This is a genomic window from Microbacterium sp. ZW T5_45, from assembly GCF_044987415.1.
In the GTDB taxonomy this organism is placed as follows: Bacteria; Actinomycetota; Actinomycetes; order Actinomycetales; family Microbacteriaceae; genus Microbacterium.
Map to the genome: position 1 here is coordinate 54,436 of NZ_JBJDRJ010000015.1, position 24,530 is coordinate 78,965.

Here is a 24,530-nt window from a genome sequence, read left to right on the forward strand (position 1 = left end):
CGGCTCAGGTCCGCGCGGCGAACGACTGGATCAGCCGGGCAGCCGGCTCGGAGTCGCTGATCAGCGTGCCGTGGCCGTGGTCGGGGATCACCTCGAGCTCAGCACCCGGGATCGCATCGATGATCTCGCGGCACCAGCTCATCGGCGCGAGCGGATCCTTGGCGCCCCGCAGCACGAGCACCGGGCAGTCGATCCGGGGGTAGACCTTCTCGGGCTCGTGCACGATCGTCGCGCGCATCTTGCGGATCAGGTGCGGACCGCCGCGCAGGTACTCGCGCGCGCCGCGCCACAGCACCTCGGGTCGCTCGCCGATCAGATCGTGCAACAGGTACGCCGCCTGCGCCCCGAGGTTGCGCTTCGCGCTGTTCACGGTCGGCCCGGCAAGGACGACACCGGAGACGAGCGACGGATGCCGTGCGGCGAGCTCGGCCGCGATCTGGCTGCCCATCGAATGTCCGATCGCGATCACACCGCTCTCGCCGCTGCTCCTCAGGAACGCGGCGACCAGATCGGCGTGCCGCTCCATGGTCAGCGTGCGCTCGGGCTCAGGTGCCTCGCCGAACCCGGGGAGGTCGATCGCGATCACCCGTCCGCGCAGCCTCTGCACGACGTCGAGGTACACGCTGCGGCCCATGCCGATGCCGTGCAGCAGCACGAAGGTATGCGCGCCCTCTCCGAACGACTCCGCGATCAGAGTCGCGCCGCCGTGCTCGAACTCGACGATGGATGCCGGAGTGCCCTCCGGGGCGAGCAGACGTTCGGGCATCCGTCCACGCTATCCGATGCGGGAGCGGCCCCCGGTCGGGTGATGTCTGAGGGCCGTGTGAGGATGGAGTGTGAAGTCCGCAGCATCCTCCTCCGCCCGCCAGCGACCTGGATTGCGGGCCCGCCTGGCCGCCTCGATGAGTGATCCCGTGCTCCGCGCGCTGGTCACCTCGACGGCGGTCTCGCGCATCGGACGCGGCGTGTTCCTCACGGTCACCGTGCTGTTCTTCACCCAGATCATCGGACTCAGCCCGGCCCAGGCCGCGCTCGTGCTCGCGGTGTCGAGCGGCTTCGGCGTCGTGGCGTCGCTGCTCGGCGGGTGGCTCGCCGACCGATGGAGCGCCCGCCGGCTGTCGTTCGTCTTCGAGGCGCTCGGCGGACTCCTGCTCGCGGCCTACGCCTTCGCGGGGGACTTCGTCTCGGCGCTCGTGCTCGCCAGTCTCTCGGGCTTCTTCGACTCGATCGCGCACTCATCGCGCTCGGCGATCATCGCCCGCGGTTTCGCAGCCGACCGCCGCGTGCACGCGCGTGCGGTGCTGCGCACCATCACCAACGTCTCGATCGCGATCGGCGGCGCGGTCGCCGCGATCGCCCTCGCCCTCGGAACCGCCGAGGCCTACCGCACGGTCATCGTCGCCGCCGGCGTCCTGTGCACGATCGGGTCGTTCCCGCTGCTCAGACTGACCGCGGCCGTCGACGCACCGCCGCGTCCGGTCGTCGCCCCGGTGCTCACCGCGACCGGATCGATCGACGCGGATGCCGTCGCCGCCGCGGTCGCGACCGAGAAGCGCGACTGGCGGCGGAGGTCGCCGTGGCGGGATCCCCGCTATCTCGTGCTCACCGTGCTCTCGGCGGTGTTCGGCATGCAGTTCGGAGTGGCCGAGCTCGGCGTGCCGCTGTGGATCACCGAGCAGACCGAGGCTCCCGCCGTCATCGTGTCGGTGCTGCTGATCACGAACACGACCCTCGTGGTGCTGTTCCAGGTGCGGGCATCGCGTGGCACCCACGATGTGCGCACCGCCGGACGCGTCACCATGATCGCGGGCTGGCTGATGGCCGCTGCCTGCATCGTCTACGCCCTCGCGGCAGGACTCCCCGCGTGGGTCGCGATCGTCGTGCTCATCATCGCGATGATCGCGCACACCTTCGCCGAGATCCTGTCCCAGGCGGGAGCGTGGGGGCTCAGCTTCGAGCTGGCCGACCCGGTGCGCGCCGGCGCGTATCAGGGCGTGTTCGGCATGGGATTCTCCCTCGGCGCGCTGTTCTCGCCGATCGTCGTCAACGCGACCGCGATCACCTTCGGCTTCGCCGGTTGGGGGATGCTGGCGCTCATCTTCCTCGCTGCGGCGTTCGGGATCTGGCTGATCGCGCGCCGTGCGGCGGCATCCGCGCCGGTTGCAGAGGCGGTCTGAGCGCCAGCATCCTCACCCGATCAGGCTCGGCTGCAGATCGCGCAGCGTGCGCTTGTGCGTCATCCGCGTCACGCCGATCATCGCGAACAGCAGCGCGCCGAGCAGCCAGCACCCGAGCACAGCCAGATCGAGGCCGGCGCGCGCGAGGTCTCCGCCGTACATCAGCTGACGCATCGCGTCGACCACGTATCCCCGCGGCAGCACATGATGCAGGGCGGCGAGCGGCGCGGGCAGGGTCTGCCACGGGAACGTCCCGCCGGCGGTGACGAGCTGCAGCACCATGAGCACGAGTCCGAGGAACTGCCCGACCGATCCCAGCCACACGTTCAGCGACAGGATGATCGCCGCGAACGTCGCCGAGGCCAGGACGAGCACGCCTAGTGTGCCGATCGGGTTGTCGAAGGTGAACCCGAGCGCGATCGCGAGCACACCCATGAGTCCCACCATCTGCACCGCGCCGAGCGTGGCGGGGGTGAGCCAGCCGGCGAGCGTGATGCGGATCGGCGAGTGCAGCGCCGTCACGGCTCGTCGAGAGATCGGCTTGACGATGAGGAACAGTGCGTAGATGCCGATCCACGCCGAGAGCGCGGCGAAGAACGGGGCGAGGCCTGCGCCGTAGTCTTCGGCGGAGGCGATCTTGTCGCTCGACACCTTGACCGGGTCGGCGATCGTGTCGGCCTGCTGGGTGCGCAGCTCGGGTGTCGACGAGGGGATCGCGTCGACGCCCTGCGCGAGCCCGTCGCGCAGGGTCACCGTGCCGTCGGAGAGCGTGGCGAGACCGTCGCGCAGTTGACCGGCGCCGTCGTTCGCCAGGGCGGCGCCGTCGGCGAGCGTGCTTGCGCCCGCTGCGAGCTCGGATGCTCCGGATGCCACGGCCGCGGCACCGTCGGCGAGCTGGTCGACCTTGGCCACGGCGTTCTGCACGGTGGTGTTGCCGTCCTGCAGCTTCGTGCCCAGCGGGTCGAGCTTCGCGAGCACGCTGTCGATCTGCTCCTGCGTCAGGCCCTGATCGGTGAGCACCGTCGTGATGTCGGTGCGCACCTGCGGCAGCGTGTCGGTGGCCTGCTGCACGATGGACCCTGCCCGGTCGGCGACGTCGGCGAGCTGTCGGTTGCCGTCGCTGACCTGCTGCGCACCGGCCGCGAGGGTGCCCGCGCCGTCGCGGAGGGTCGCGCTGCCGGTGGCGAGCTGCGATGTGCCCTCTGCCAGCGTCGTGCTGCCGGATGCTGCGCTCGCGGCTCCGTCGACGAGCTGGGACGCCCCGTCGGTCGCCGAGACGAGCTTGTCGCGGATGTCGCTGAGACCGGTGAGCAGTCGCTCAGCGGCCTCGCTGCCCACGGTCTGCGCGACCGAGCTGCGGATCTTCTCGACGGCCTGCGTGCCCATCGACGATGCGAGGTAGTTGTTGGCGTCATTCGTGTCGAGCTCGATGCGAGCCTGATGGGGAGCGTCGCCGGCGACGGAGGTGAGTGCGGCCGAGAAGTCGGAGGGGATCGTGACCATGAAGTCGACCGACCCGGTCCGCAGCGCTTCGGCAGCCTCGTCGTCGGTCATCCGCTGCCAGTCGAAGGCGTTGCCGTCGATGAGGTTCTCGGCGACGTCCTCGCCGTAGTTCACGGTCTGTGAGGCGTCGCTCGTCGACGGCGCGCCGTCGTCGTCGACCACGAGCGCGACCGGGACGTCGGGGAACTTCGCGTAGGGATCCTGATTCGCCCACAGATACAGGCCGCCGTAGAGGATCGGCACGCAGATCAGCGCGACCAGCGCGATGATGCCCATCCGGCTGGCGGTGAGGCGCCGCAGCTCGGCGGCGATCATGGCGGGAACCTTCATCGGTCGGCTCCGTTCTCGAGGTCTGTGGATGGGGCGGCGTCGGATGCTGAGGGGGAGGACGCTTCGTCTCGGTCGGCTTCGCCGTCCTCGCTCAGCAACCGGTTATGGAGCGGTTCTTCGGAGGTGTCGACGTTCATACCGGGAACGGCATATGCATCGCTTGCCTCTGGCCACTCGACGTCGGCATCGACGTCGACCTCAGCATCCGCCCTGTCGAGCACGAGGGGCTCGATCGGGCCGGAGGCGTTGATGGCTCCGAGTTCGCGCATGCGCTCCAGGGCCACGGCCGCCGATCCGCCCACGATCACGAGCATCGCATAGCCACGATCGGCGAACTCGGCGGCGATGCGCCACCAGCCATCGGGGCTGCCGCCGTGGCGATCGGGGGAGACGAGGACGACGCCCTCGGTGCCCTCGCGCAGCACGGCGAGCTCGCACATGATGCGCACCCTCGCGGCCGGGTCGACGTCACCGATCGACAGCGACGCGAGTTCGCCGTACCCGAGGTCCTTCAACCAGCGGCGGGCGTGCAGAGGCGTCGCGCGGCGGCCGGCGAACATGAGCTCTTCGCCGACCACGCCCACGAGCGAGACGTCGGGATGCGGGTCGCTGACGTCCGGAGCATCCACGAGTGCGATCGCGCGCCGCATCGGACCGGTCTTGGCGGATCCGTCGAGAGTCACGGTTCCGGATGCCGGGCGCATGCGTCCGCTCGCGATGAGGCCCAGCACGGTGGGGCGCTGCTCCGTCTCGGCGATCGCGAAGCGCACGGCTCCGGAGTGGAACTCGAGGCTCGTCGGCGGCAGCGCGTGCCCCTTGGCGACGTCGTGCAGGATCACTCTCATTCCGCATCCTCCTTCTCGAGCTCGGGGTGCGCGGCCAGCAGTGCGTCGGCCTCGCGCCAAGACAGCCCGGCGACGCCGAGCACGGAGCGCACCGCGAGCGATGCGCTCTGCGCGCCGCCCAGGTCATCCCGCACGACCATGCGCGCGGACGACTCGATCAGTCGGGCGAGCGTCACGCCGCCGAGGTCGGTCCGCAGCACGCCGGACGCCTGGCCGCGTTCGACGATCGTCGCCAGCACCGCGCGCACCGGCGCCAGCGCGGCCGCGGTCTCGGCCACGTGCGCGTCGTCGAGCGCCATGCTCGCGGCGACGCGCACGTGCGCGGCCTCATGCCAGAGCCGCGAGGCCAGCTGGGCGAGCGCGAGCGCCGCATCGTCATCGACCGGGTGCTCGGCGATGGCATTGAATCGCTGTGTTCCGATCGCGATGACCTCGCTGATCAGAGCGGTGCGGTCGTCGAAGTGACCATAGAGTGCGCGGCGCGACAGCCCGGCGGCACGTGCGATGGCGTCGATCGATGCGTTCGGATCCTCGGCGAGCGCGCTGCGCGCTGCCGACAGGATGCCGTCGCGATTCGCCTGTGCGTCGCGACGGGGTGCTCGGGGTGCGGAAACGACCATGACGACGATTGTACCTATCTTGCACAGCAGTGTGCAAGATAACGCGATGGAGACGCCGTGTTCACCTTTTCGACACTTGTCGGACAGCTCCGGTGCTCGTCGCGTTCCTACCCTGACGACGTCCCCCTAACAAAAGACCACTCGAGGAGTGCCTTCTTTTCATGTCTGCTGTATCCCCCACCCGTCGGCGCCTGTGCGCCGGCATCCTCGCCGCGACGATGGCCACCGGTGCCGTCGTCTCGCTCGGGGCGTCCGCCGCGAACGCGGCCGAGCTGCCCGAGACCTTTCTGAGCACGGCATCCACCGTCTGGTCGTTCTCCGACGACAACACCGATCCGGCCGCAGGAGCTGCGGATCGTCTCGTGTGGACGAAGGGCGCGTACGACGACTCCGCCTGGAAGAGCGCCACCGGCGCTTTCGGTGCGAAGAACGGCGCGGCCACCGGACTCGGCGCGAACTTCCCCGTGAATACGCTGCTGAGCCAGTACATCACCGGCACCACCACGGACGTGCCGACCTTCCACCTGCGCACCTCCGTCGACATCGACGCGGCGCAGCTCGCCGAACTCGACGGCCTCTCCGCGACCGTGACCTACGACGACGCCGTGCAGGTGTTCGTCAACGGCGAGAAGGTCGCCGGCTTCGTCGACGACAAGGTCGAGGCGGCGCCCGAGGCGCAGCGCAACCTCATGTACGCCGGCAACAGCGGCGGCGACCCTGTCACCTCGACGTTCACGATCGATGCCGACGACCTCGTCGCGGGCGAGAACACGATCGCCGTCGCGCTCTACCAGGACCGCGCCTCGAGCTCGGACATCTACTTCGACTTCCGGAGCCTCACACCGCTCGTCGCGGGCGAGCAGCCGGCCGTCTCGTACGACGACCTGGTCCTCACGGTCGGCGCCGACGAGTCCGCGCGCAATGTCACCTGGTACACGAACAGCGACAGCGAGCAGTCGCTGCAGTACGCCGCCGGCGCCGACACCTCGGCGTTCCCGGCATCCGGCGTCACCACGATCGCCGCGACAGGAGCGGTGACCAGCAGCAACGAGTTCAACCGCCGCGCCGCGCTCACCGGACTCGCCGAGAACACCTCCTACGTCTACCGCGTCGGCTCCGCCTCCGAGGGGTGGTCGCCGGTGCGCACGTTCTCGACCGGCTCCTTCTCGGGTGCCTACGACTTCCTGTTCTTCGGCGACCCGCAGATCGGCGCCTCCGGCAACGCGCAGCGCGACGGCGAGGGCTGGGCGGACACACTCGACATCGCCACGCAGACGTATCCCGACAGCGAGATGCTGTTCTCGGCCGGCGACCAGGTCAACACCGCTTCGAGCGAGTCCGAGTACGGCTACTACTTCGCACCCGAGCAGCTCAGCGAGATCCCCACGGTGCCGGTCAACGGAAACCACGACGTGGGTTCCAAGGCCTACGCGCAGCACTACACCGTGCCGAACCTCGATGAGACGGCCGGCGCCGCCACCAGCGCCTCGTCGTCGGGCGGCGACTACTGGTTCGAGTACAAGGACGTGCTGTACGTCGTGCTGAACACGAACAGCTCGGACTACGCCAGCCACATCGCGTTCATGGAGAAGGTCGTCGCCGAGCACGGCGACGATGCGAAGTGGAAGGTGCTGGCGTTCCACCACTCGATCTACTCGGTCGCCTCGCACGTCGACGACACGCAGATCAAGAACCTGCGCGCCGCATTCCCCGAGACGATCTCCGACCTGGGCTTCGACCTCGTGCTGCAGGGTCACGACCACAGCTACACGCGCTCGTACCTGATCGAGGACGGCCAGCTGGCCGACGCGACCGAGGTCGCCGGCCAGTCGGAGGTCTCGGCCGGTGAGGGCGAGGTCCTCTATGTCACCGCCAACTCCGCCAGCGGGTCGAAGTATTACGACGTCAAGGCGCCCGACGCCTGGTACGCCTCGGTCATCAACCAGGAGAAGGTCCGCAACTACTCGCACATCGAGGTGACCGACGACTCGATCACGGTGACCACTCGTCGCAGCGAGGCCAGCGGCGCGAACTCTCCGGTCAACAGCGTCGTCGACGAGGTCACCCTCGTGCGCGACGATGTCACCGCTCCCGAGATCACGCTGCCGGCGACCTCCGAGATCGAGCAGGGTTCGGAGTTCGACGCGCTCGCCGGCGTCAGCGCGACCGACGAGCGTGACGGCGACGTCACCGACTCGCTCACGGTCGAGGGCGTGGTCGACACCGAGACCCTCGGATCGTACGACCTCGTCTACACGGCGACGGATGCCGCGGGGAACGTCGCGACCGCGTCGCGCACGGTCGTCGTCGTCGAGACGCCCGTCACCCCGGCCGAGCCGACCATCACGGTCGCGGGAGAGGCAGTGCAGGGCGGAACGGTCACGTTCGCGGGCACCGGGTTCGCGCCCGGCGAGTCGGTGAACGTCACGGTCCATTCCGAGCCCGTCGACCTGGGCGCGTTCACGATCGGCGCTGACGGCTCGCTCGCCGCGACCTGGACGATCCCCGCGTCGTTCGCGACCGGCGTGCACCGCGTGGTCGTGACGCGGGAGGACGGCTCGACCGTCGGTGCCGAGTTCCAGGTGGCCGCCGATGCGGGGTCGGACGCCGGCTCGGGTGCTGGTGCTGGTGCGGGATCGGGTTCCGGTTCCGGCTCCGGCTCCGCTTCGGGTGACCTCGCGACGACGGGTGCCGAGGTGCCGTTCGCCGTGGGCGGCATCGCCCTCGCACTGCTCGCCATGGGTGGTCTGCTCGTCGCGCGTCGCCGTCGGCTCGCGACCCGCGACTGACGTCCCGGGATGCCCCGGGCCCACGAGGCCCGGGGCATCCCTCTTCTTCCGAGGAGTCCGATGAGGATCAGAACGTTCACCGTCGGCGTCGCGCTCGTGCTGGCGCTGGTCGGTGGTGCGGCGCTGTCGGCGTGCGCGTCGCCGACAGGGTCCGCATCCGCGTCCACGGAGACGACGGATGCCGTCGGCACCCCGATGCCGGCGGCATCCGCCCCTCCCGAGCAGGTTCCCGGCTCGACGCTGTCAGCAGATCAGGTGACCGCGGCGGTGCCGCACGGCCAGACGCTCGCGGTCGTGGTGGCCGCGGATGCCGATGAGCAGCAGAGCGTGGCGGTGGCGGCGATCGAGACCTTCGCGGCGGCTCACGGCAGCGTGGTGCAGGTGTTCGCGGATGCCGCCAGTGCGGACGCCGTCGACCGTGCGCTCGCGAGCGGGCCCGATGTCGTCGTGGGCGTCGGACCCGAGGTGACCGGCGCAGTCGATCTCGCGTCGGCGTCGAACCTCGACGTGCGGTTCCTCGTTCTCGGTTCGCAGCTCGCCGAGCCCACCGGCAACGTGATCGCGGTGGTCTGGCCGGGGGCCGATGAGCGGGCGGTGTTCGCGGAGGAGGCGCAGCAGCTCTCGGGTGCCGAGGAGTATGCGCGGGCGGCCATCGAGACGGGTCTCGCGGCCTTCGCCTCCGGCCTCGACGGACACGTCATCCGCCTCGGCTGAGCGGGCCGGGCTGGCCTGGCCTGGCCCGCCTCGTCCCCGCACTTCGGGGGCCGACACGCCAGTTGGCGGGCGTTTCGGGGCCCAGTGTCCTGCATGTGGCGTGTCGGCCCCCGTTCTGGTGCGCGGCCCAGACGGCCCGGAGGGCTGCGCCGGGATGCGCGGTGGGGAGCAGCGGTGCTCGGGGAGCAACTCAGCCTGCCCGCCTCGCCCGTGTGCGCTTCGCAAGGACTTCTGCGCTTCGCAAGGAGAAAGCGGGGGCATGCGCCTTGCGAAGCGCACACGCCCGTGGCGGGCTCGCCGGCACCCTCCCTCGGCACCCTCTGCCAGCATCCTCCGCCCGGTATCCTCTGCCGGCACCCTCTGCCGGCATCCTCCGCCCAGCATCCTCCGCCGGCACCCTCTGCCAGCGTCCTCCGCCCGGCACCCTCCGCCTGTGTTCGCCGCCTTCACCGCGGCATCCGCGTCTCGCCGGTGGTTCGCTCGCCGGCATCCGCGTCTCGCGCCCCACTCACGCGCCCCGCGCTCGCGCGCTACTCACGCGCTTCACTCTGGGGGCCGACACGCCAGCCGTAGGGCGCTTCGGCGCACAGCGTCCTGCATGTGGCGTGTCGGCCCCCGTTCTGGAACGCCCCGTTCTGGAACGCCCCCGTTCTGGAACGCCCCCGTTCTGGAACGCCACCGTCCTGGAACGCCACCGTCCTGGAACGCCCCCGTCCTGGAACGCCCCCGTCCTGGAAACCGTCCCCGGGAACGCCGAAGGGGGCGGATGCCGCAGCATCCGCCCCCTCCTGTGTTCTTCGTGCTTACGCGGTGCGGTAGCGACGCAGGAACATCAGCGACAGTCCTCCGAGGAGGAGGAACAGCGCGCCGCCGATCGGAAGCCACGGCACGTCGAGACCCGTCGTCGCCAGCTCCGTCACGGTGACGACGACCTCAGCAGTCGTGCGCGTGCCGTTGATGTCGGCGATCGAGTAGGTCACCGGCGTGGTGGTCCCGCGGAAGTCGGGGAGCGGCGTGAACTGCAGCTTCCCTTCGACGACGGTCCAGGTGCCCTCGCCGGGCACGACGATCGTGTCGACCAGGTTGCCGTCGGCATCCACCAGCTTCAGCGTGGTGGGGTCGAGCGGCACGTCGGTCGCACCCGAGTCGTTCGCCAGCACGTCGATGACGACCGAGGTGCCGGGCGTCGTCGTCGCCGAGTCGTCACGGGCCACCGGGTCGACACCCAGGACCGTGATCGTCAGCGTCGCTGTTCCGGTGTTGCCGAGCGAGTCGGTCACGGCGTAGACGACCGAGGTCGCGCCTCCTCGGAACTGCGGCTCCGGCGTGAACGTGACCTCACCCGTCTCCGGGTCGATCGTGTACACGCCCTCGCCGGGAACGGTGAGCTTCTTGCCGTCGTCGCTCACGGTGCCGACGGTCTGACCGTCGACGGGGAACACGACCGAGGTCGGGTCGAGCTCGCCGCGCTCACCGTCGGCGTCGAGGCCGGCGGTGTCGTTGCCGAGCACGTTCACCGTGACCGGCGTGTTCTGCGGCGTGCGGTCCACGTCGTTCTCGAGCACCGGACCCGGCTGAACAGTGACGGTGAGCGTCGCGGTCGCGGCCGTGCCGTTGGCGTCGAGGATCGTGTACGTCACCGGAGCGGTGGCGCCGCTGAAGCCGTCGGCGGGGGTGAAGGTCACCGTGCCGTCGTCGTTCAGCGTGAACGTGCCCTGACCGACGATCTCGATCGTCTTGCCCTCGTCGCGGATCTCGACCTCGACTCCGGCCGGAGCGTTCGCCTCGTCGAAGTACGCGGACTCGATCACGAGCGGCACGGCCGGGTCGCCGGCGGTGTCGTCGTCAGCGAAGTCGAACGTGACGGGCGTCGCGAACGGCGTCGTGGCGCTGTCGTCCACCGCGGTCGGGATGACCGGGGTGACCGTGATCGTGATCGTCGAGGACGCGGAGTTGCCGTTCTCGTCGGTCACGGCGTAGGTCACCGGCGTCGCGGTCCCGGTGAAGGTCGGCTCCGGCTGGAACGTCACCTCGCCGTTCTCCGCGATCGTGTACTCGCCCTGGCCGGGAACGGTCAGCGTCTTGCCGTCGTCCGACACGGTCGCGCCGTCCGGCTGGTCGGTGGTCGGGAAGACGACGGATGCCGCGTCCCACTCGCCGTCCGAGTCGTCGGCGTTGCGCGACGGGGTGTCGTTCTCCAGCGGGGAGACCGTGACGGCGATGCCCTGCAGGGTCGTGTCGCTGTCCGCGGCGGCCGTCGGTCCGGGGCGGACCGTGACCTGCACCTTGGCCTCGCGCTGCGTGCCGTTCTCATCCTCGATGCGATAGACCACCTGCGTGGTCGTGCCGCTCCAGTCCGTCTCGGGGGTGAACACGGCCACGCCCTTGTCGTTCAGGACGTAGGTGCCCTGACCGGGGATGGTCAGCGTCTTGCCGTCCTCCGACACCGTCACGCCCTCCGGCTGCCCCTCGGAGGGGAAGACGGTGCGCGAGGGCACCAGCGGGACGATCTCGTCGCCGGCTGCATCGTTGCCGAGCAGGTCGAGCTCGACGGGAGTGTTGAACACGGTGTTCGCGCTGTCGTCCACCGCGACCGGGGTGACCGGGGTCACCGTGATCGTGACGGTCGACGAGACCGTGGCGCCGTTCGTGTCCGTCACCGCGTAGGTGACGGGCGTCGCGGTGCCCGTGAAGGTCGGCACGGGAGTGAACGTCACGACACCGGTGGCGGGGTCGACCGTGTAGGAGCCCTGGCCCTCGATGACGATCGTGCGACCGTCCTCGCTGATCACGGCACCATCCGGCTGGTTGTCGGCGGTGAAGACGACGGATGCCGGCAGCAGCTCGCCCGTGTCGCATCCCTCGGTCTGACCCTCTTCGCACGGGGTGCCCAGGTCGCTCGCCGCGTCGTTCTCGAGGATCGACACGTCGACCGGCTGGCCCTGCTTCGTGGTCTCGGCATCCGGAGCAGCCAGGGCTCCGCCGCCGACCACGACGACGATCTCGCCGGTGGCGGGGGTGCCGTTCTCGTCGCGGACCTCGTACTCGACCGGAGGGGTCGTGCCCTCGAAGTCGTCGGCCGGGTCGAAGGTGATCTTCCCGTCCTCGTCGATGGTCCAGGTTCCCTCTGGCGTCTCCAGCTTCTTGCCGTCGTCGGTCGCGTCGGGAGACGTGAAGACGACTGTGCCGGGGTCGAGCGGAGCCGAGTCGGCGCCGGGGCGGTCGTTCTCGAGCGGGTCGATGACGACCGGCGTCTGACCGGGGGTCTTCGCCGCGTCGTCGGTGGCGACGGGTGTGATCGGCGTGACGGTGATCGTGATCGTCGACGACGCGGTGTTGCCCGCCTGGTCGGTGACCTCGTATGTGACGGCCGTCGCGATGCCGGTGAACTGCGCCTCCGGGTCGAACGTGACCTCGCCGGTGGCGGGGTCGAAGGTGTAGACGCCCTCGCCCGGAACCGTGAGCTCACGACCGTTCGACGAGACCTCGCTGCCCGCGGGGAGCGTCGGGGTCACGACGAAGGTCACCGAGTCGTTGTCGAAGGAGCCGGCGGTGCCGTCGGCCTTGAGGCCTGCGGTGTCGTTGCCGAGGATCGGGAACGTGACGTCGACGTTCTGCGGCGTCGTGTCGCTGTCCGGAGCGGCCGTGGGACCGGGGCGGACGGTGACAGTGACCGTGGAGGTCGCGGTCTGGCCGTTCTCGTCGGTGATCTGGTACTCGACGGCGGGGGTGGTGCCGCTGTACTCGTCGGCCGGGTCGAAGGTGATCTTCCCGTCCTCGTCGATCGTCCAGGTGCCCTCGTCGGTGACGAGCGTCTTGCCGTCGTCGGTCGCTGCCGGGTCGGTGAAGACGGTCTTCGTCGGGTCGATGGAGCCGCCGGGGCCGGCGGTGTCGTTGTCGATCACGTCGACGGTCACCGGAGTCGCGTACGGGGTGTTCGCGGTGTCCGGTGCCGCGATGGGCGTGACCTCGTTCACGGTGATCGTGATGGTCGAGCCTGCCGTGTTGCCGTTCGCGTCGGTGAACTCGTACGAGACGGGGGTGGCGACACCGAAGAACGTGTCCTCCGGCATGAACGTCGTCACGCCGGTCTCCTCGTCGATCGTGTAGACGCCCTCACCGGGAACCGTGAGGGTGCGGCCGTCGGTGCTGATCTCCGCGTTCGCCGGCTGGCCGGTCGCGGGGAACGTCACGGTGGACGGATCGATCGCCGTGACGGTGCCGTCGACGTTCTGGCCGCCGTTGTCACCGTTCAGGGGAGTGACGTCGACCGGGGTGCCCTGAGGCGTCGTCGCGGTCTCCGGCGTCGCCGTGGGACCGGGGCGGACCGTCACGGTGACCGTGGAGGTCGCGGTCTGGCCGTTCTCGTCGGTGATCTGATACTCGACGGCGGGGGTGGTGCCGCTGTAGCCGTCGTTCGGGGTGAAGGTGACCTCACCGTCCTCGTCGATCGTCCAGGTGCCCTCGTCGGTGACGAGCGTCTTGCCGTCATCTGTCGCTGCCGGGTCGATGAAGACGGTCTTCGTCGGGTCAATGGAGCCGCCGGGGCCGGCGGTGTCGTTGTCGATCACGTCGACGGTCACCGGGGTGCCGTACGGGGTGGTCGTGCTGTCGGGCGCAGCGCTGGGCGTGACTTCGGTGACCGTGATCGTGATCGTCGAGGAGGCCTTCTGACCGTTGCCGTCGGTGAACTCGTAGGTGACCGGGGTCGCCGGGCCGAAGAACGTGTCCTCGGGGGTGAAGGTGGTCACTCCCGTCGTCGGGTCGATCGTGTAGACGCCCTCACCGGGAACCGTGAGGGTGCGGCCCTCATCGGTGACCGCGGATCCTGCCGGCTGGTCGACGTTGGGGAAGACCACGGTGCTCGGGTCGATCGTGCCGGCGGAGCCGTCGGCGTTCTGACCGGCGATGTCACCGTTCAGTGGCGTGACGTCGACCGGGGTGCCCTGCGCCGTCGATGCGGTCTCGGGCGTCGCGGTCGGGCCCGGACGAACGGTCACGGTCACGGTGGACGTGGCGGTGAGGCCGCGGTCGTCGGACACCTGGTACGGGACCGCGGGAGTGGTGCCCGTGTAGCCGTCGGCCGGGACGAAGGTGATCGTGCCGTCGAGGTTCGCGGTGAACGTACCCTCGGCGGTGACGAGCGTCTTGCTGTTGTTCGCGGTGAAGACGACCGAGGTCAGGTCGAGCGCACGACCGGTGCCTGCGGTGTCGTTCGTCGCGCCCGCGAGCGTGGCGGTGCCGCCGTAGATGACCTCGTCCGTGTCGGGCGTGGCCGCCGGGGCGACCAGACGGTTCTCGAAGGTGCAGGTGATCGAGGCTCCATCGGTGCCCGTGGGAACCGTGAACTTCGCCGTGTTGCCGGTGCCCGAGGCGATGACGTTGCCCTCGGTGTCCTTGCACACCCAAGTGGTGTCGTAGTTGTCGGGGTTGCCCGAGGGCCACTTCTGCTCGACCGTGTACTCCTCGCCGGGGAGGACGACTCCCGGAGGCGTGGTGGTCGTGCCGTCGGGGTTCGGGGTGCCCGTGGGGAAGTCCGGGCCGGTGCCCGGGTCGCCGTAGGAGCCGCCGCCGACGACGACCTCGGTCTTGTCGCCGGGCTGGTCCTTGCCGTCGGGGAACTCGGTCTCGACCGTCGTGGTCGACGGGTTGGCGCAGGTGGCGAGGTCAGTGGATCCCGCCAGGGTGACAGCCGTGAAGGTGGTCACGGGGGCACCTGTGATCGGGTTCGCCTTGCGGAGCGTGGTACCGCCGCCCAGGTAGAGGTACCCGTCGGAGGCGAAGGCGATGCCGTTGGCGTCGACGCCGCTGAGCGTGCCCGTCGCGATCTCCTGCGACGTCAGGGCTGCGCCGGTGGTCGTGCCGTTGGGGGTCGTCGGGAGGTCGGCGTTCACCACATACAGCTTGTAGGTGCTCAGGCTGTTGACGAGGTAGAGGCGTCCGGCCTTGTCGAAGGCGATGTCACCGTTGGCCCCGGGAGGCGTGGTGTTCATGCTCACCGTGGCGACGCGGCCGGCCGGGGCCTGCTGCGTCGCGGGGTTATAGACGTAGAGACTCAGCGTCGTTGCGCTCCCCGAGCCCGAGTATGAGCCGTAGTAGTACAGGCCCGTCTGGGGATTCACCGCGCCGACCGTGCCGTTGGTGACGCCGCTGGGCTTGGCATGGGCTGTCGTGGCGCCCGCGGCCGCGTTGTAATCCACGACGCTGGTGTTCGTGCCGAGGTAGGCGTCGAGACCTTCAGCGGCGATACCGAGCTGATTCGGGCTCGTCCCTGAGGACTGCGGAACGGTGAAGGCGGCGTTCGGCTGCACCGATCCGCCCGTGCCGGTAAGAGTGACCTCACGGACCGGGTGCGGATTCTGGCCGGTTCCCGCGGTCGTGTAGTAGATGGTGTTGATGCAGCTCAGCGGCGAAGCGGCGGATGCCGCCTGCGGTGCGGCGAGAACCGCGAGGCCCGACGCGACGAGCGCGGCGGCCGTGAGACCTGCAGAGAAGCGGGCTGTGCGCCGACGCCTCCCCTTCTTCTGGGCATGGTTGACGTCAGTAGTCAGCGACATGCACTCCCCTTGCATTCGTTGATGAGAAAGGGGCGCGACGAAAAATGGCTCCCCAGTGGTGAAAAAACTCTCCCCAGCGAAACACTAGTATGCAGGCGCATGGAAACGACAATCCGCGCAGATCTGTGACGACTTCCGCAGATGAACATTCGGTGCGAGTTCGGACGACCGTTCCGACATCGGACGCTGTCATGCGCAGCATCCGAGCATCGTGCATTCGTCCGATTCTGCGTCCCGTGAAGCGCGCAGAGAACGACGGAGGGGACGGATGCCGCAGCATCCGTCCCCTCCGTCGTGCAGGTGTCGTCAGTCGGTGCCGGAGTCGAAAGCCGCACCCTCGGATGCCGTGTCCACGGCATCCGCTAGGTTCTCGTCCGCTTCGGAGACCGAGCCCTCGACGGCCCCCGTGATCTCGGTCGACTCGCCGGCGGTCACACGGCCGACGAGCTCGCCCGTCGCGCCGCCGATGAGCCCCAGGCCCGCGTACTGTTCGAGACGCGAGCGCGAGTCGGCGATGTCGAGGTTGCGCATGGTGAGCTGGCCGATGCGGTCGACCGGGCCGAAAGCGGCGTCGCCGACGCGCTCCATGGAGAGCTTCTCGGGGCCGTAGGAGAGGTTGGGCGAGACGGTGTCGAGGATCGTCCAGTCGTCGCCGCGGCGCAGACGGATCGTGACGGTGCCCGAGATCGTGAGGCCGACCCAGCGCTGGATCGACTCGCGCAGCATGAGCGACTGCGGCTCGAGCCAGCGGCCCTCGTACATCAGGCGGCCGAGGCGGCGGCCCTGCTCGTGATAGGTCGCGAGGGTGTCCTCGTTGAGGATGCCGTTGACGAGGCGCTCGTACGCGATGAAGAGCAGCGCCATGGCCGGGGCCTCGTAGATGCCGCGCGACTTCGCTTCGATGATGCGGTTCTCGATCTGGTCGCTCATGCCGAGGCCGTGGCGTCCACCGATGCGGTTGGCCTCGTGGACCAGCTCGACCGGGTCGGTGAACTCGATGCCGTTGATGGCAACGGGGCGGCCGGCTTCGAAGGTCACCGTGACGTCTTCGGTCTCGATGGCGACCGACGGGTCCCAGAACTTCACGCCCATGATCGGGTCGACCGTCTCGAGCGAGACGTTCAGGTGCTCGAGCGTCTTCGCCTCGTGGGTCGCGCCCCAGATGTTCGCGTCGGTGGAGTACGCCTTCTCGGCGGAGTCGCGGTACGGGAAGCCGTGCTCGACGAGCCAGTCGCTCATCTCCTTGCGGCCGCCGAGCTCGGTGACGAAGTCGGCGTCCAGCCACGGCTTGTAGATGCGAAGACGAGGGTTGGCGAGCAGGCCGTAGCGGTAGAACCGCTCGATGTCGTTGCCCTTGTAGGTGGAGCCGTCGCCCCAGATGTCGACGCCGTCCTCCTTCATGGCGCGCACGAGCATCGTGCCCGTGACAGCGCGGCCGAGGGGGGTGGTGTTGAAGTAGGTCTTGCCACCCGAGCGGATGTGGAACGCGCCGCAGGCGAGGGCGACGAAGCCCTCTTCCACGAGCGCGGTCTTGGCGTCGACGAGGCGTGCGACCTCGGCGCCGTACTCGAGCGCGCGGCCGGGGATCGACTCGATGTCGTCCTCATCGGGCTGTCCGAGGTCGCCGGTGTAGGTGCAGGGCACCGCGCCCTTGTCGCGCATCCAGGCGACGGCGACGGAGGTGTCGAGTCCTCCGGAGAAGGCGATGCCGACGCGCTCGCCGACGGGCAGTGACTGGAGAACCTTGGACATGATTTCCAGTCTACCGGCGGCGTGTCGGCTGTTTCGGCGGGGCGGTCCTAGGCCGACACTGTCACGTGCTCCGGCTCATGCGCCGGCTCGTGCTCCGGCGACGCCGCGGCGTCCAGCGCCGCCCGCTGCGTCGCGGCGTACTGCCCGCCCCAGGTGGTGAGGGCGTCGACGAGGGGCAAGGATCCGCGCCCGAGGTCGCTGAGGCGGTACTCGACCTTCGGCGGCACCTGCCGGTACACCTCGCGTGTGATCAGTCCGTCGTCCTCGAGCTCGCGCAGCTGGCGGGTGAGCACGCGGGCTGTCGGCTCGTCGAGCAGGCGGCTGAGCTCGCCGAAACGGAGCACCTCGTGCTCGCCCAGCAGGCTCAGGATGCTGGGCTTCCACGCTCCGCCGAGCACGGCGATCGAGATCTCGGCGTCGCAGGCGTCGCCCCACTCGCGCACGATGCGTTCGGTCTTCTCCCTCATCGCCCCGCCTTCCGTCGACGGCCATGGTATCCGAATCGTCAGTATGTGACCATGGTGACCGTACTTGTCGGAATCGTACCCCTCCGACAGACTCGGATCGTGACTCTCCCCGTTCCCGTCGTCTCCGCTCACGTGCGCCCCGCGCGGCATCCCTGGCTGGCCATGGTCCCGCTGCTCCTCGGCATCCTCATCGGGGCTCTCGCGATCAGCAGCGTGTCGACCGCGCTCCCCGCGATCCGGGGCGACCTGACGCTGTCCGACAGCGGGGCGCTGTGGCTGGTCGACGTGTACTCGCTGTCGCTCGCGGCGACGCTCATCCTCGCCTCGCGCATCGGCGACACCTTCGGCCGCAAGCGCATCGTGCTGCTCGGCCTCGCGGGCTTCGCGGCGCTCAACCTCGTCGGCGGGCTGGCTCAGGACGGACTGCTGCTCATCGTGGTGCGTGCACTGCTCGGTGTCGCCGAGGCGTTCGTCGTGGCGGGTGTCGTCGCGACGATCGGCGCGCACTACCAGGCGCGCCAGCGCGTGCTCGCATACGGTCTCTGGACGGCGACCTTCGGCACCGGCAGCGCGCTCGGACCCGTGCTCGGCGGCGTCGTCACCGAGGGACCGGGATGGCGGTGGCTGCTGCTCGGCAGCGTCCCCCTCGCGGTGCTCGCCGGCATCCTCGCGGTCTGGCTCGTGCCCGATTCCCGCAGCTCGCGACCTGCGTCGTGGGACGTGCTCAGCATCCTGTCGTCGATCGTGGCGCTCGGAGCCCTCGTGTTCGCCCTGCACGAGGCGCTCGCGGCGCCGATCGCCGCTGCGGTCGCCGCCGTCGTCGCCATCGCGACCCTCGTGTACTTCATCCGGCGTCAGCGCGTGCTCCGCGAACCCCTCATCGACATGCGACTGTTCTCGGTGGCGGGGTTCAGCCCCGCGATCGTGCGCATCGTGGCGAGCAGCGGCGTGGCCGCGGCATCCGTCCTGCTCGTCAGCCTGCACCTGCAGGAGGTGCGCGCTCATACCGCGGCCGAGGCGGGGATCGCGATCCTTCCGCAGGCGGTCGCGATCGCGCTGGGCGGGGTCGTCGCCCCGCTGTTCCTGCGCTGGCTGACCTCGCCGACGTTGACCGTGATCGCGCTCGCCGTGCAGGGTGCGGGGCTCGCGTGGCTGGCGTCCGACCCCGACGTCGTGGCGATCCCGCTCGTGCTCGTCGGCGCCGGATTCGGCGTCGCCGCGACGCTGGCCGCCACCACCCTCTTCGACGTCACCACAGAAGACGACGCCGGGCAGGTCGGAGCCATCCAAGAAGTGAGCTTCTCGCTCGGCGGCGGGCTCGGCATCGCGGTGCTCGGCACGATCGCGACGATCGTCGGATCGGGCGGGTACGCCGTGGCGTTCCTCGTCGCCGCGGTCGGCGTGCTGGCGGCAGCACTGCTACCGCTGTGGCGGGGAGGCTCGACGGATGCTGCCACTGGCGCTCGCTGACCGCGACTGATGCTCACTGGCAGAGACCGAAAGAAGGGACACCATGTCGTCACGACCCGTCGCCCACTGGATCCATGCTCACCCGCAGGCGGACTCGTTCAACTCGCGACTCTTCCGTGAGGGCGTCGACGCGCTCTCCCGCGACTACGAGGTCGTGACCAGCGACCTGTACCGGCAGGGGTTCGACCCGGTGCTCGCCGCGCGCGACCTCGGCGATCCGCTCGGCCGGTCCGGCAACGTCGTCGACCTCATGGGCGAGGCATACGCTTCGGGTCGCCTGCCCGACGACGTGGTCGAGGAGCAGCGCAAGCTGAGCGCCGCGGATCTCGTCGTGCTGCAGTTCCCGCTCTGGTGGTACGGGCCACCGGCGATCCTCAAGGGGTGGTTCGACCGGGTGCTCACGAACGGGTTCGCGTACGGTCCGAACGACCCCGAGACGGGTCTTCCGCTCCGCTACGGCGAGGGCCTGCTCGCCGGGCGTCGCGCGCTCGTGATCGTCACCGCGGGCGAGGACGACCGCTCGATCGGCACTCGAGGCATCAGTGGCGACATCGACCAGCTACTGTTCCCGCTCACCCACGGCACGCTCTGGTACACCGGCATCGAGCCGCTCGATCTGCACGTGGTGCACGATGCCGACGGGCTGGACGCAGGCGGCGTCGAGCGCGAGACCGCACGGTTGCTCGCGCGGCTGGACGGCGTCGCGGCGGAGGTGCCGAGTCGGCCGTACCGGCGGCTGAAGGACGGCGACTATCGCGGGACGCGGGCGCTCCGGGCAGATCTTCTGCCAGGGAGGACCGATCTCGACATCCATCGCGTCGGCTGACCTCGACATCCACCGCGTCGGCTGAGGCGCGGGCCTCCGCCCCGCCATCCGGCGGTGGGTGTGGCGCGGATCCGCCGCACCCGGCGGGTTACGCTCGAGCGCACTGGACGAGACGCTGGTCCTGCCGCCGTGTGGCGGCAGTGGACAAAGGAGTTCCCGTGACCGACACGCTGATCCGCCCGCCGTTCGACCCCGAGCTCGAGGCGGCGTTGGCCCTCGTAGGCGATGCGATCCCTCCGACGATCACGCCGGAGATGATCCCCCTCATGCGCTCCGCGGCGATGCTGCCCGGCCCGAGCCCGCAGGAGGCGCTCGACGCGCGGGGGTTCGTGTACCGCGACGTGACGATTCCCGGCCACCGTGGAGACGAGATCGTCGTGACCGTGGTGCACAAGGAGGGGCGCACGGGTACCGGTGCGGGCTTCTTCCACACGCACGGCGGCGGCATGATCATCGGCAACCGGTGGCTCGGTGTGGAGGGTTTCCTCGACTGGGCGGAGCGGTTCAACGGCGTGATCGTGACGGTCGAGTACCGCCTGGCACCCGAGTTCCCCGACCCGTATCCCGTCGAGGACTGCTACGCGGGTCTGGTGTGGATGGCGGAGCATGCCGAAGAGCTGGGCGTGGACCTCGATCGCCTGCTCATCGGCGGCGCGAGCGCGGGTGGCGGCCTCGCCGCGGGAACGACCCTGCTGGCTCGCGACAGGAAGGGTCCGGCGCTGGTCGGTCAGCTGCTCATCTATCCCATGCTCGACGACCGCGACGAGACCGTGTCGACCAGGCAGATCGATGGCGAAGGCGTGTGGGACCGCGGATCGAACGTCACGGGCTGGAGCGCACTGCTCGGTGACCGCCGCGGCACGGACGACGTGTCGGTCTACGCGGCGCCGGCGCGCAACACCGACTTCACGAACCTGCCGCCCGCGTTCATCGACGCCGGCAGCGCCGAGGTGTTCCGCGACGAGGACGTCGCGTACGCGACGAAGCTGTGGGAGGCGGGTGTCCAGGCCGAACTGCACGTGTTCGCGGGCGGCTTCCACGGGTTCGACAGCTTCGCGCCGCACGCCGCGGTGTCGCAGGCGATGCTCGCGGCGCGCGACAGCTGGGTGAACCGCCTCCTCGGCGCCTGAGACCTGCTCACCAGCTGGGACCGGGGCGCCTGGCTTCCCGCTCGGATGCGCCCGGGCCGGCGCTTCTCGCCGAACCCGCGTTCGGATGCCGGGGCCCGCGCCACCGGCATCCGAACGGCCGTCCCCAGGTGGGAGCGGCGTAGGGTGGAATCCCCGCGCGATGGAGCCCGATATGCAAGACCTGCTGGGGCGGCTCACCGCCCTCGACCCCGACGCGAGCGAGACCCTCAAGGTAGTCTCCTACTTCGATGCGCTGGTCGCTCGCTCGGTGGGCGTCGAGAGCATGCTGCGCGGAGCCGCGGTCCTCAGCGGCACGACGGTCGGACACCGTGACGGGCGGCAGGTCGTGCGCTGCGTGCAGACGGCGTGCGCATCGACCCGGGACCTGTCGACGATGCGTGGCCGCTCAGAGAGAGCGGACCGGATGCTGTGGCGTGGATCGAGCGCGACGGGGATCCTCACAGCAACGATGCGATGATCCTCGAACGCCTCTGCCTCTCGCTCGGGATCGTCAGGGCGAGGCGGACGATCGGCCAGGAGAGCGCCGTCGAGCTGGCGATCAGCTCCTATGCGAGCGCGGACGAGCGAGGCGGTGCGGCGAGCCGATTGCGCCTCGACGGTGGAGCGATGAGAGTCGTCGCGTCCCCGCCCGATCCGGCGCCGCTGCCGCAGCATCCGTCGGCCATCGTCGCCACTCGGCATGGTCTGAATCGCGCCACGATCGTGCGTGCCGAGGTCGACCCCGCGACGGCGTGGCGCGAGGGCGGTGCACCGCGTCTCGGCGTCGGACTCGTCGCGGCGGGAGACGGCCTGCCGGCGTCGTGGACGGCAGCGCTCGTTGCGGTTCGCCTGACGACGGACGATGAGCCGGTGATCGACGCAGCGAGCCTGGGCGCGGCCCTGCTGGTCGCGGAGGCGGCGGAGTCGGGCGGAGGGCATCCGGATGCGGCGGCGCTGGCCCGCCTCGACTCCCGGAGCGTGGAACTGCTGGATGCGGTGGCCGACGAGCGGAGCGTTCGTGCGGCGTCGGTCCGCCTCGGCAGGCACCATTCGAGTGTTCAGGAGCGGCTCACCGCCCTCATCGGCGTGCTCGGTTACGACCCGAGGACGCCGCGGGGGCATACTCGGTACGCCTTGGCGCGGATGCTCCTCACTCTCGGCGGCTGAGGGCTGTCGTCGAGGGAGTGTTCGGTGGTGGGTCTTGTCGCGTGTTCGGGGTCTCGCTCGTTCGGGAAGAGATCTCGCGTTCGGGAGGAGACGTCGCGTTCGGGCGGAGGAATCGGGTGGGTTTCTCCTCCCGATCGTGTGTTCTCCTCCCGTGTGTGTTCTCCTCTCGTGTACCTGTGTGTCGCTCAGCGGGGGCGTCGCGCTCTATCCCGGTATTTCGGTTTTGGATGTTGATCTGGGGATTCTCGGGACGGGAATGTCGGTGGCCCGGTGTTCACTAGGGGTATGAACCCGATCACGGATGCTGCTCTCGGCAAGGCTGTTGATGGCCTGCGTGAGGTGCTGTCCGGGGATGTTCTGGCGGGGCTGTCGGATGAGGACCGCGCGGTCGTGTTGCGGCGGTTGGGGGAGATCGGCCGGTTGACGGATGCGGTGACGGTCGAGGCCGTCGCGTGTGCGGATGTGGAGTTCGGGCACCGGTTCGGATGCGCGGGGATGAATGAGTTGTTGCAGCGGGCGTTGTTGACGGATGCCGCGGCAGCGGGGAAGACGATCCGGGTCGCGGCCGCAGTGCGGCGGGATCTGAGCTTGTCGTCGGGGGATCGTCTTCCGGCGAAGTGGCCGCTGCTGCGGGAGGTGCTGTTGGACGGGGTGATCGGGGTGGCGGGGTTTCTCGCGGCGATCGGCCCGTTGGAGGCGATCCAGGACAGGTTGCGTCCGGAGGACCGGTTGGCGGCGGATGAGCTGTTGGCGGGGTTCGCACGCGGGCACCGGGACGCTGGGGATACGGACGTGGATGCTGACGGCGAGACCGGTGGCGACGGTGGTGCGGGTGCCGAAAGGGACGGCAGCGATCGAGACGGCGCTGATGCGGCGTCGGCGGCGTCGGATGGCGCGGGGCGGGGTGTTCGTCAGGGTCCGCCGGCGACGCCGGGGGAGTTGCGCAACGCTGCCCAGTATCTCGCGGCGGTGTTGGACCCGGATGGGGCGGAGCCGAAGGACAGGGATGCGTCGTCGCGGCGGTTCGTGAGGATCGGGGCCGCGAAGAACGGCCTCCACTCCATCACCGGGAACCTGCTGCCGGAGGTCGCCGCACAGTTGCAGTTGATCTTCGACGCGTACAACAACCCGAAAGTCGGCGGCGCGCCCGTGCCCGCTGGTGTGCACTTCGCGCCGTCCGACGGGGGATGCATCGAGGGGGAAACCGCGATCGGGAACGCCGGACGTGAGGATTCCACCGGCGGCGAGGCTGCCTGCGACGGGGCCGCGTGCGGCGAGGCCGCGTGTGACGGGGCGGTCTGCGACGGGTGCCGCTCGTGCGCCGGTCCGATGCCGGACGCAGCCCGGATGGATAACCGTGATGCGGGGATGAAGCGACATGACGCTCTCGCTGCCGCGCTGGGAATCGCGGCCCGGCATGAGGACACCCCGTCTCTGGGTGGGGCGTCGCCGACGCTCGTGGTGCACGTGAACGTGTCGGACCTGGCGACAGGTTCCGGGTGGGCGCGGATCCCGGGTGCTCCGGGAACGGACAACGGGTCCCTCGCCCACGTCCCGGTCTCTGTTGCGACGCACACCGCCTGCACCGGGGCGATCCAGCGGGTGCTGATGGATGAGGGTCGGATCGTGGGAATCAGTGTCACCGACCGGATCTTCACGGTCCACCAACGCCGGGCGATCATCCTCCGGGATAAGGAGTGTCTGATCCCGGGGTGTCATGTGCCGGCGTCGTGGTGCGAGATCCACCATGTGACCGAGCATGCTCGGGGTGGGCCGACGCATACGGACAACGGGGTCCCGTTGTGCTGGTGGCATCACCGGTCGTTGGACACGTCGGGGTGGGAGATCCGCATGAACCATGGGGTGCCCGAGATCCGGGGTCCGGGCTGGTGGGACCCCGCCCGCAGATGGCGCACCCCACGACCCATCCTCCAACCCACCGAACCGGCAGCACATGCCGCCAGTACTGCACGAGCGGGCTGACATCGACACGCTCCACGGTGACCGTCTCCGAGACCCTGAGTCTCGGTATCGATCTGGGCCTGGGCCTGGGCCTGGGCCTGGGCCTGGGCCTGGGCCTGGGCCTGGGACTGGGACTGGGCCTGGGACTGGGACTGTGGGACTGGGCCCTCGAGGTGCGTCCTTCGGATACTCGCTCTCCGAGCGCTGCACCTGGCCCGCGA

General features: G+C 69.7%; 16 protein-coding genes. 9 read left to right on the forward strand and 7 right to left on the reverse strand.

The genetic code is table 11. The features are described from left to right. Positions 1-4 precede the first annotated feature (4 nt). Positions 5-766 carry an alpha/beta fold hydrolase gene (locus tag ACI3KS_RS09990; protein ID WP_404917772.1) on the reverse strand — a complete coding sequence of 254 codons (762 nt, stop codon included), beginning with the start codon at positions 764-766 and terminating at the stop codon, positions 5-7. 70 nt (positions 767-836) lie between these two features. On the opposite strand from ACI3KS_RS09990, the gene ACI3KS_RS09995 reads away from it, so the two are divergent. Then, on the forward strand, positions 837-2,177 hold the full coding sequence (locus tag ACI3KS_RS09995) for an MFS transporter (protein WP_404917774.1): 1,341 nt from the start codon (positions 837-839) through the stop codon (positions 2,175-2,177). A gap of 12 nt (positions 2,178-2,189) precedes the next feature. On the opposite strand, the gene ACI3KS_RS10000 is transcribed toward ACI3KS_RS09995, so the two are convergent. The 3 genes from ACI3KS_RS10000 to ACI3KS_RS10010 are packed head-to-tail and all read right to left on the reverse strand — an operon-like array spanning position 2,190 to position 5,475. After that, positions 2,190-4,010: a YhgE/Pip family protein gene (locus tag ACI3KS_RS10000; RefSeq protein WP_404917776.1), complete on the reverse strand. Its 1,821-nt coding sequence runs from the start codon at positions 4,008-4,010 to the stop codon at positions 2,190-2,192. Beyond that, positions 4,007-4,855 carry a hypothetical protein gene (locus ACI3KS_RS10005; RefSeq protein ID WP_404917778.1) on the reverse strand — a complete coding sequence of 283 codons (849 nt, stop codon included), beginning with the start codon at positions 4,853-4,855 and terminating at the stop codon, positions 4,007-4,009. Before ACI3KS_RS10005 ends, ACI3KS_RS10000 begins: the two co-directional genes overlap by 4 nt. After that, on the reverse strand, positions 4,852-5,475 hold the full coding sequence (locus ACI3KS_RS10010) for a TetR/AcrR family transcriptional regulator (protein WP_404917780.1): 624 nt from the start codon (positions 5,473-5,475) through the stop codon (positions 4,852-4,854). The genes ACI3KS_RS10005 and ACI3KS_RS10010 overlap by 4 nt, the downstream gene beginning before the upstream one ends. 161 nt (positions 5,476-5,636) lie before the next feature. On the opposite strand from ACI3KS_RS10010, the gene ACI3KS_RS10015 reads away from it, so the two are divergent. After that, positions 5,637-8,264, forward strand: coding sequence for an immunoglobulin-like domain-containing protein (locus ACI3KS_RS10015; protein WP_404917782.1), 2,628 nt, complete (start codon positions 5,637-5,639; stop codon positions 8,262-8,264). A gap of 60 nt (positions 8,265-8,324) precedes the next feature. Then, positions 8,325-8,978, forward strand: coding sequence for a hypothetical protein (locus tag ACI3KS_RS10020; RefSeq protein WP_404917784.1), 654 nt, complete (start codon positions 8,325-8,327; stop codon positions 8,976-8,978). Positions 8,979-9,781: 803 nt separating this feature from the next. On the opposite strand, the gene ACI3KS_RS10025 is transcribed toward ACI3KS_RS10020, so the two are convergent. From ACI3KS_RS10025 to ACI3KS_RS10035, 3 genes are all read right to left on the reverse strand, one after another. Next, positions 9,782-15,535 carry an Ig-like domain-containing protein gene (locus ACI3KS_RS10025; RefSeq protein ID WP_404917786.1) on the reverse strand — a complete coding sequence of 1,918 codons (5,754 nt, stop codon included), beginning with the start codon at positions 15,533-15,535 and terminating at the stop codon, positions 9,782-9,784. Positions 15,536-15,841: 306 nt separating this feature from the next. After that, on the reverse strand, positions 15,842-17,287 hold the full coding sequence (argG, locus tag ACI3KS_RS10030; protein ID WP_404917788.1) for an argininosuccinate synthase: 1,446 nt from the start codon (positions 17,285-17,287) through the stop codon (positions 15,842-15,844). Positions 17,288-17,334: 47 nt separating this feature from the next. Next, a complete protein-coding gene (locus tag ACI3KS_RS10035) occupies positions 17,335-17,754 on the reverse strand; it encodes a winged helix-turn-helix transcriptional regulator (protein ID WP_404917790.1) in 420 nt (139 codons plus the stop codon). A gap of 99 nt (positions 17,755-17,853) precedes the next feature. Between ACI3KS_RS10035 and ACI3KS_RS10040 the strand changes: the two genes are divergently transcribed. The 6 genes from ACI3KS_RS10040 to ACI3KS_RS10065 all read left to right on the forward strand — a co-directional run bounded on the left by ACI3KS_RS10040 (position 17,854) and on the right by ACI3KS_RS10065 (position 24,330). Next, positions 17,854-19,224: an MFS transporter gene (locus ACI3KS_RS10040; RefSeq protein WP_404917792.1), complete on the forward strand. Its 1,371-nt coding sequence runs from the start codon at positions 17,854-17,856 to the stop codon at positions 19,222-19,224. A 43-nt stretch (positions 19,225-19,267) separates the two neighbouring features. Continuing rightward, entirely contained in the window at positions 19,268-20,050 is a 783-nt protein-coding gene (locus ACI3KS_RS10045; protein ID WP_404917794.1) for an NAD(P)H-dependent oxidoreductase, read from the forward strand. Positions 20,051-20,208: 158 nt separating this feature from the next. Continuing rightward, entirely contained in the window at positions 20,209-21,180 is a 972-nt protein-coding gene (locus tag ACI3KS_RS10050) for an alpha/beta hydrolase (RefSeq protein WP_404917796.1), read from the forward strand. Between the two features lie 172 nt (positions 21,181-21,352). Next, a complete protein-coding gene (locus tag ACI3KS_RS10055) occupies positions 21,353-21,658 on the forward strand; it encodes a hypothetical protein (RefSeq protein ID WP_404917798.1) in 306 nt (101 codons plus the stop codon). Further along, complete coding sequence (locus ACI3KS_RS10060) at positions 21,655-22,347, forward strand: hypothetical protein (protein WP_404917800.1); 693 nt, start codon at positions 21,655-21,657, stop codon at positions 22,345-22,347. Before ACI3KS_RS10055 ends, ACI3KS_RS10060 begins: the two co-directional genes overlap by 4 nt. 285 nt (positions 22,348-22,632) lie before the next feature. Continuing rightward, complete coding sequence (locus ACI3KS_RS10065; protein WP_404917802.1) at positions 22,633-24,330, forward strand: DUF222 domain-containing protein; 1,698 nt, start codon at positions 22,633-22,635, stop codon at positions 24,328-24,330. The last annotated feature ends 200 nt before the right edge of the window (positions 24,331-24,530 follow it).

Bases quoted from the DNA above. Each gene is read 5' to 3' on its own strand.
- argG (WP_404917788.1), bottom strand. From the start codon at position 17,287: ATGTCCAAGGTTCTCCAGTCACTGCCCGTCGGCGAGCGCGTCGGCATC.
- ACI3KS_RS10045 (WP_404917794.1), top strand. From the start codon at position 19,268: ATGTCGTCACGACCCGTCGCCCACTGGATCCATGCTCACCCGCAGGCG.
- ACI3KS_RS10000 (WP_404917776.1), bottom strand. From the start codon at position 4,010: ATGAAGGTTCCCGCCATGATCGCCGCCGAGCTGCGGCGCCTCACCGCC.
- ACI3KS_RS10065 (WP_404917802.1), top strand. From the start codon at position 22,633: ATGAACCCGATCACGGATGCTGCTCTCGGCAAGGCTGTTGATGGCCTG.
- ACI3KS_RS10020 (WP_404917784.1), top strand. From the start codon at position 8,325: ATGAGGATCAGAACGTTCACCGTCGGCGTCGCGCTCGTGCTGGCGCTG.
- ACI3KS_RS10035 (WP_404917790.1), bottom strand. From the start codon at position 17,754: ATGAGGGAGAAGACCGAACGCATCGTGCGCGAGTGGGGCGACGCCTGC.
- ACI3KS_RS10010 (WP_404917780.1), bottom strand. From the start codon at position 5,475: ATGGTCGTTTCCGCACCCCGAGCACCCCGTCGCGACGCACAGGCGAAT.
- ACI3KS_RS10055 (WP_404917798.1), top strand. From the start codon at position 21,353: ATGCAAGACCTGCTGGGGCGGCTCACCGCCCTCGACCCCGACGCGAGC.
- ACI3KS_RS10025 (WP_404917786.1), bottom strand. From the start codon at position 15,535: ATGTCGCTGACTACTGACGTCAACCATGCCCAGAAGAAGGGGAGGCGT.
- ACI3KS_RS10005 (WP_404917778.1), bottom strand. From the start codon at position 4,855: ATGAGAGTGATCCTGCACGACGTCGCCAAGGGGCACGCGCTGCCGCCG.
- ACI3KS_RS10060 (WP_404917800.1), top strand. From the start codon at position 21,655: ATGATCCTCGAACGCCTCTGCCTCTCGCTCGGGATCGTCAGGGCGAGG.
- ACI3KS_RS09990 (WP_404917772.1), bottom strand. From the start codon at position 766: ATGCCCGAACGTCTGCTCGCCCCGGAGGGCACTCCGGCATCCATCGTC.
- ACI3KS_RS10015 (WP_404917782.1), top strand. From the start codon at position 5,637: ATGTCTGCTGTATCCCCCACCCGTCGGCGCCTGTGCGCCGGCATCCTC.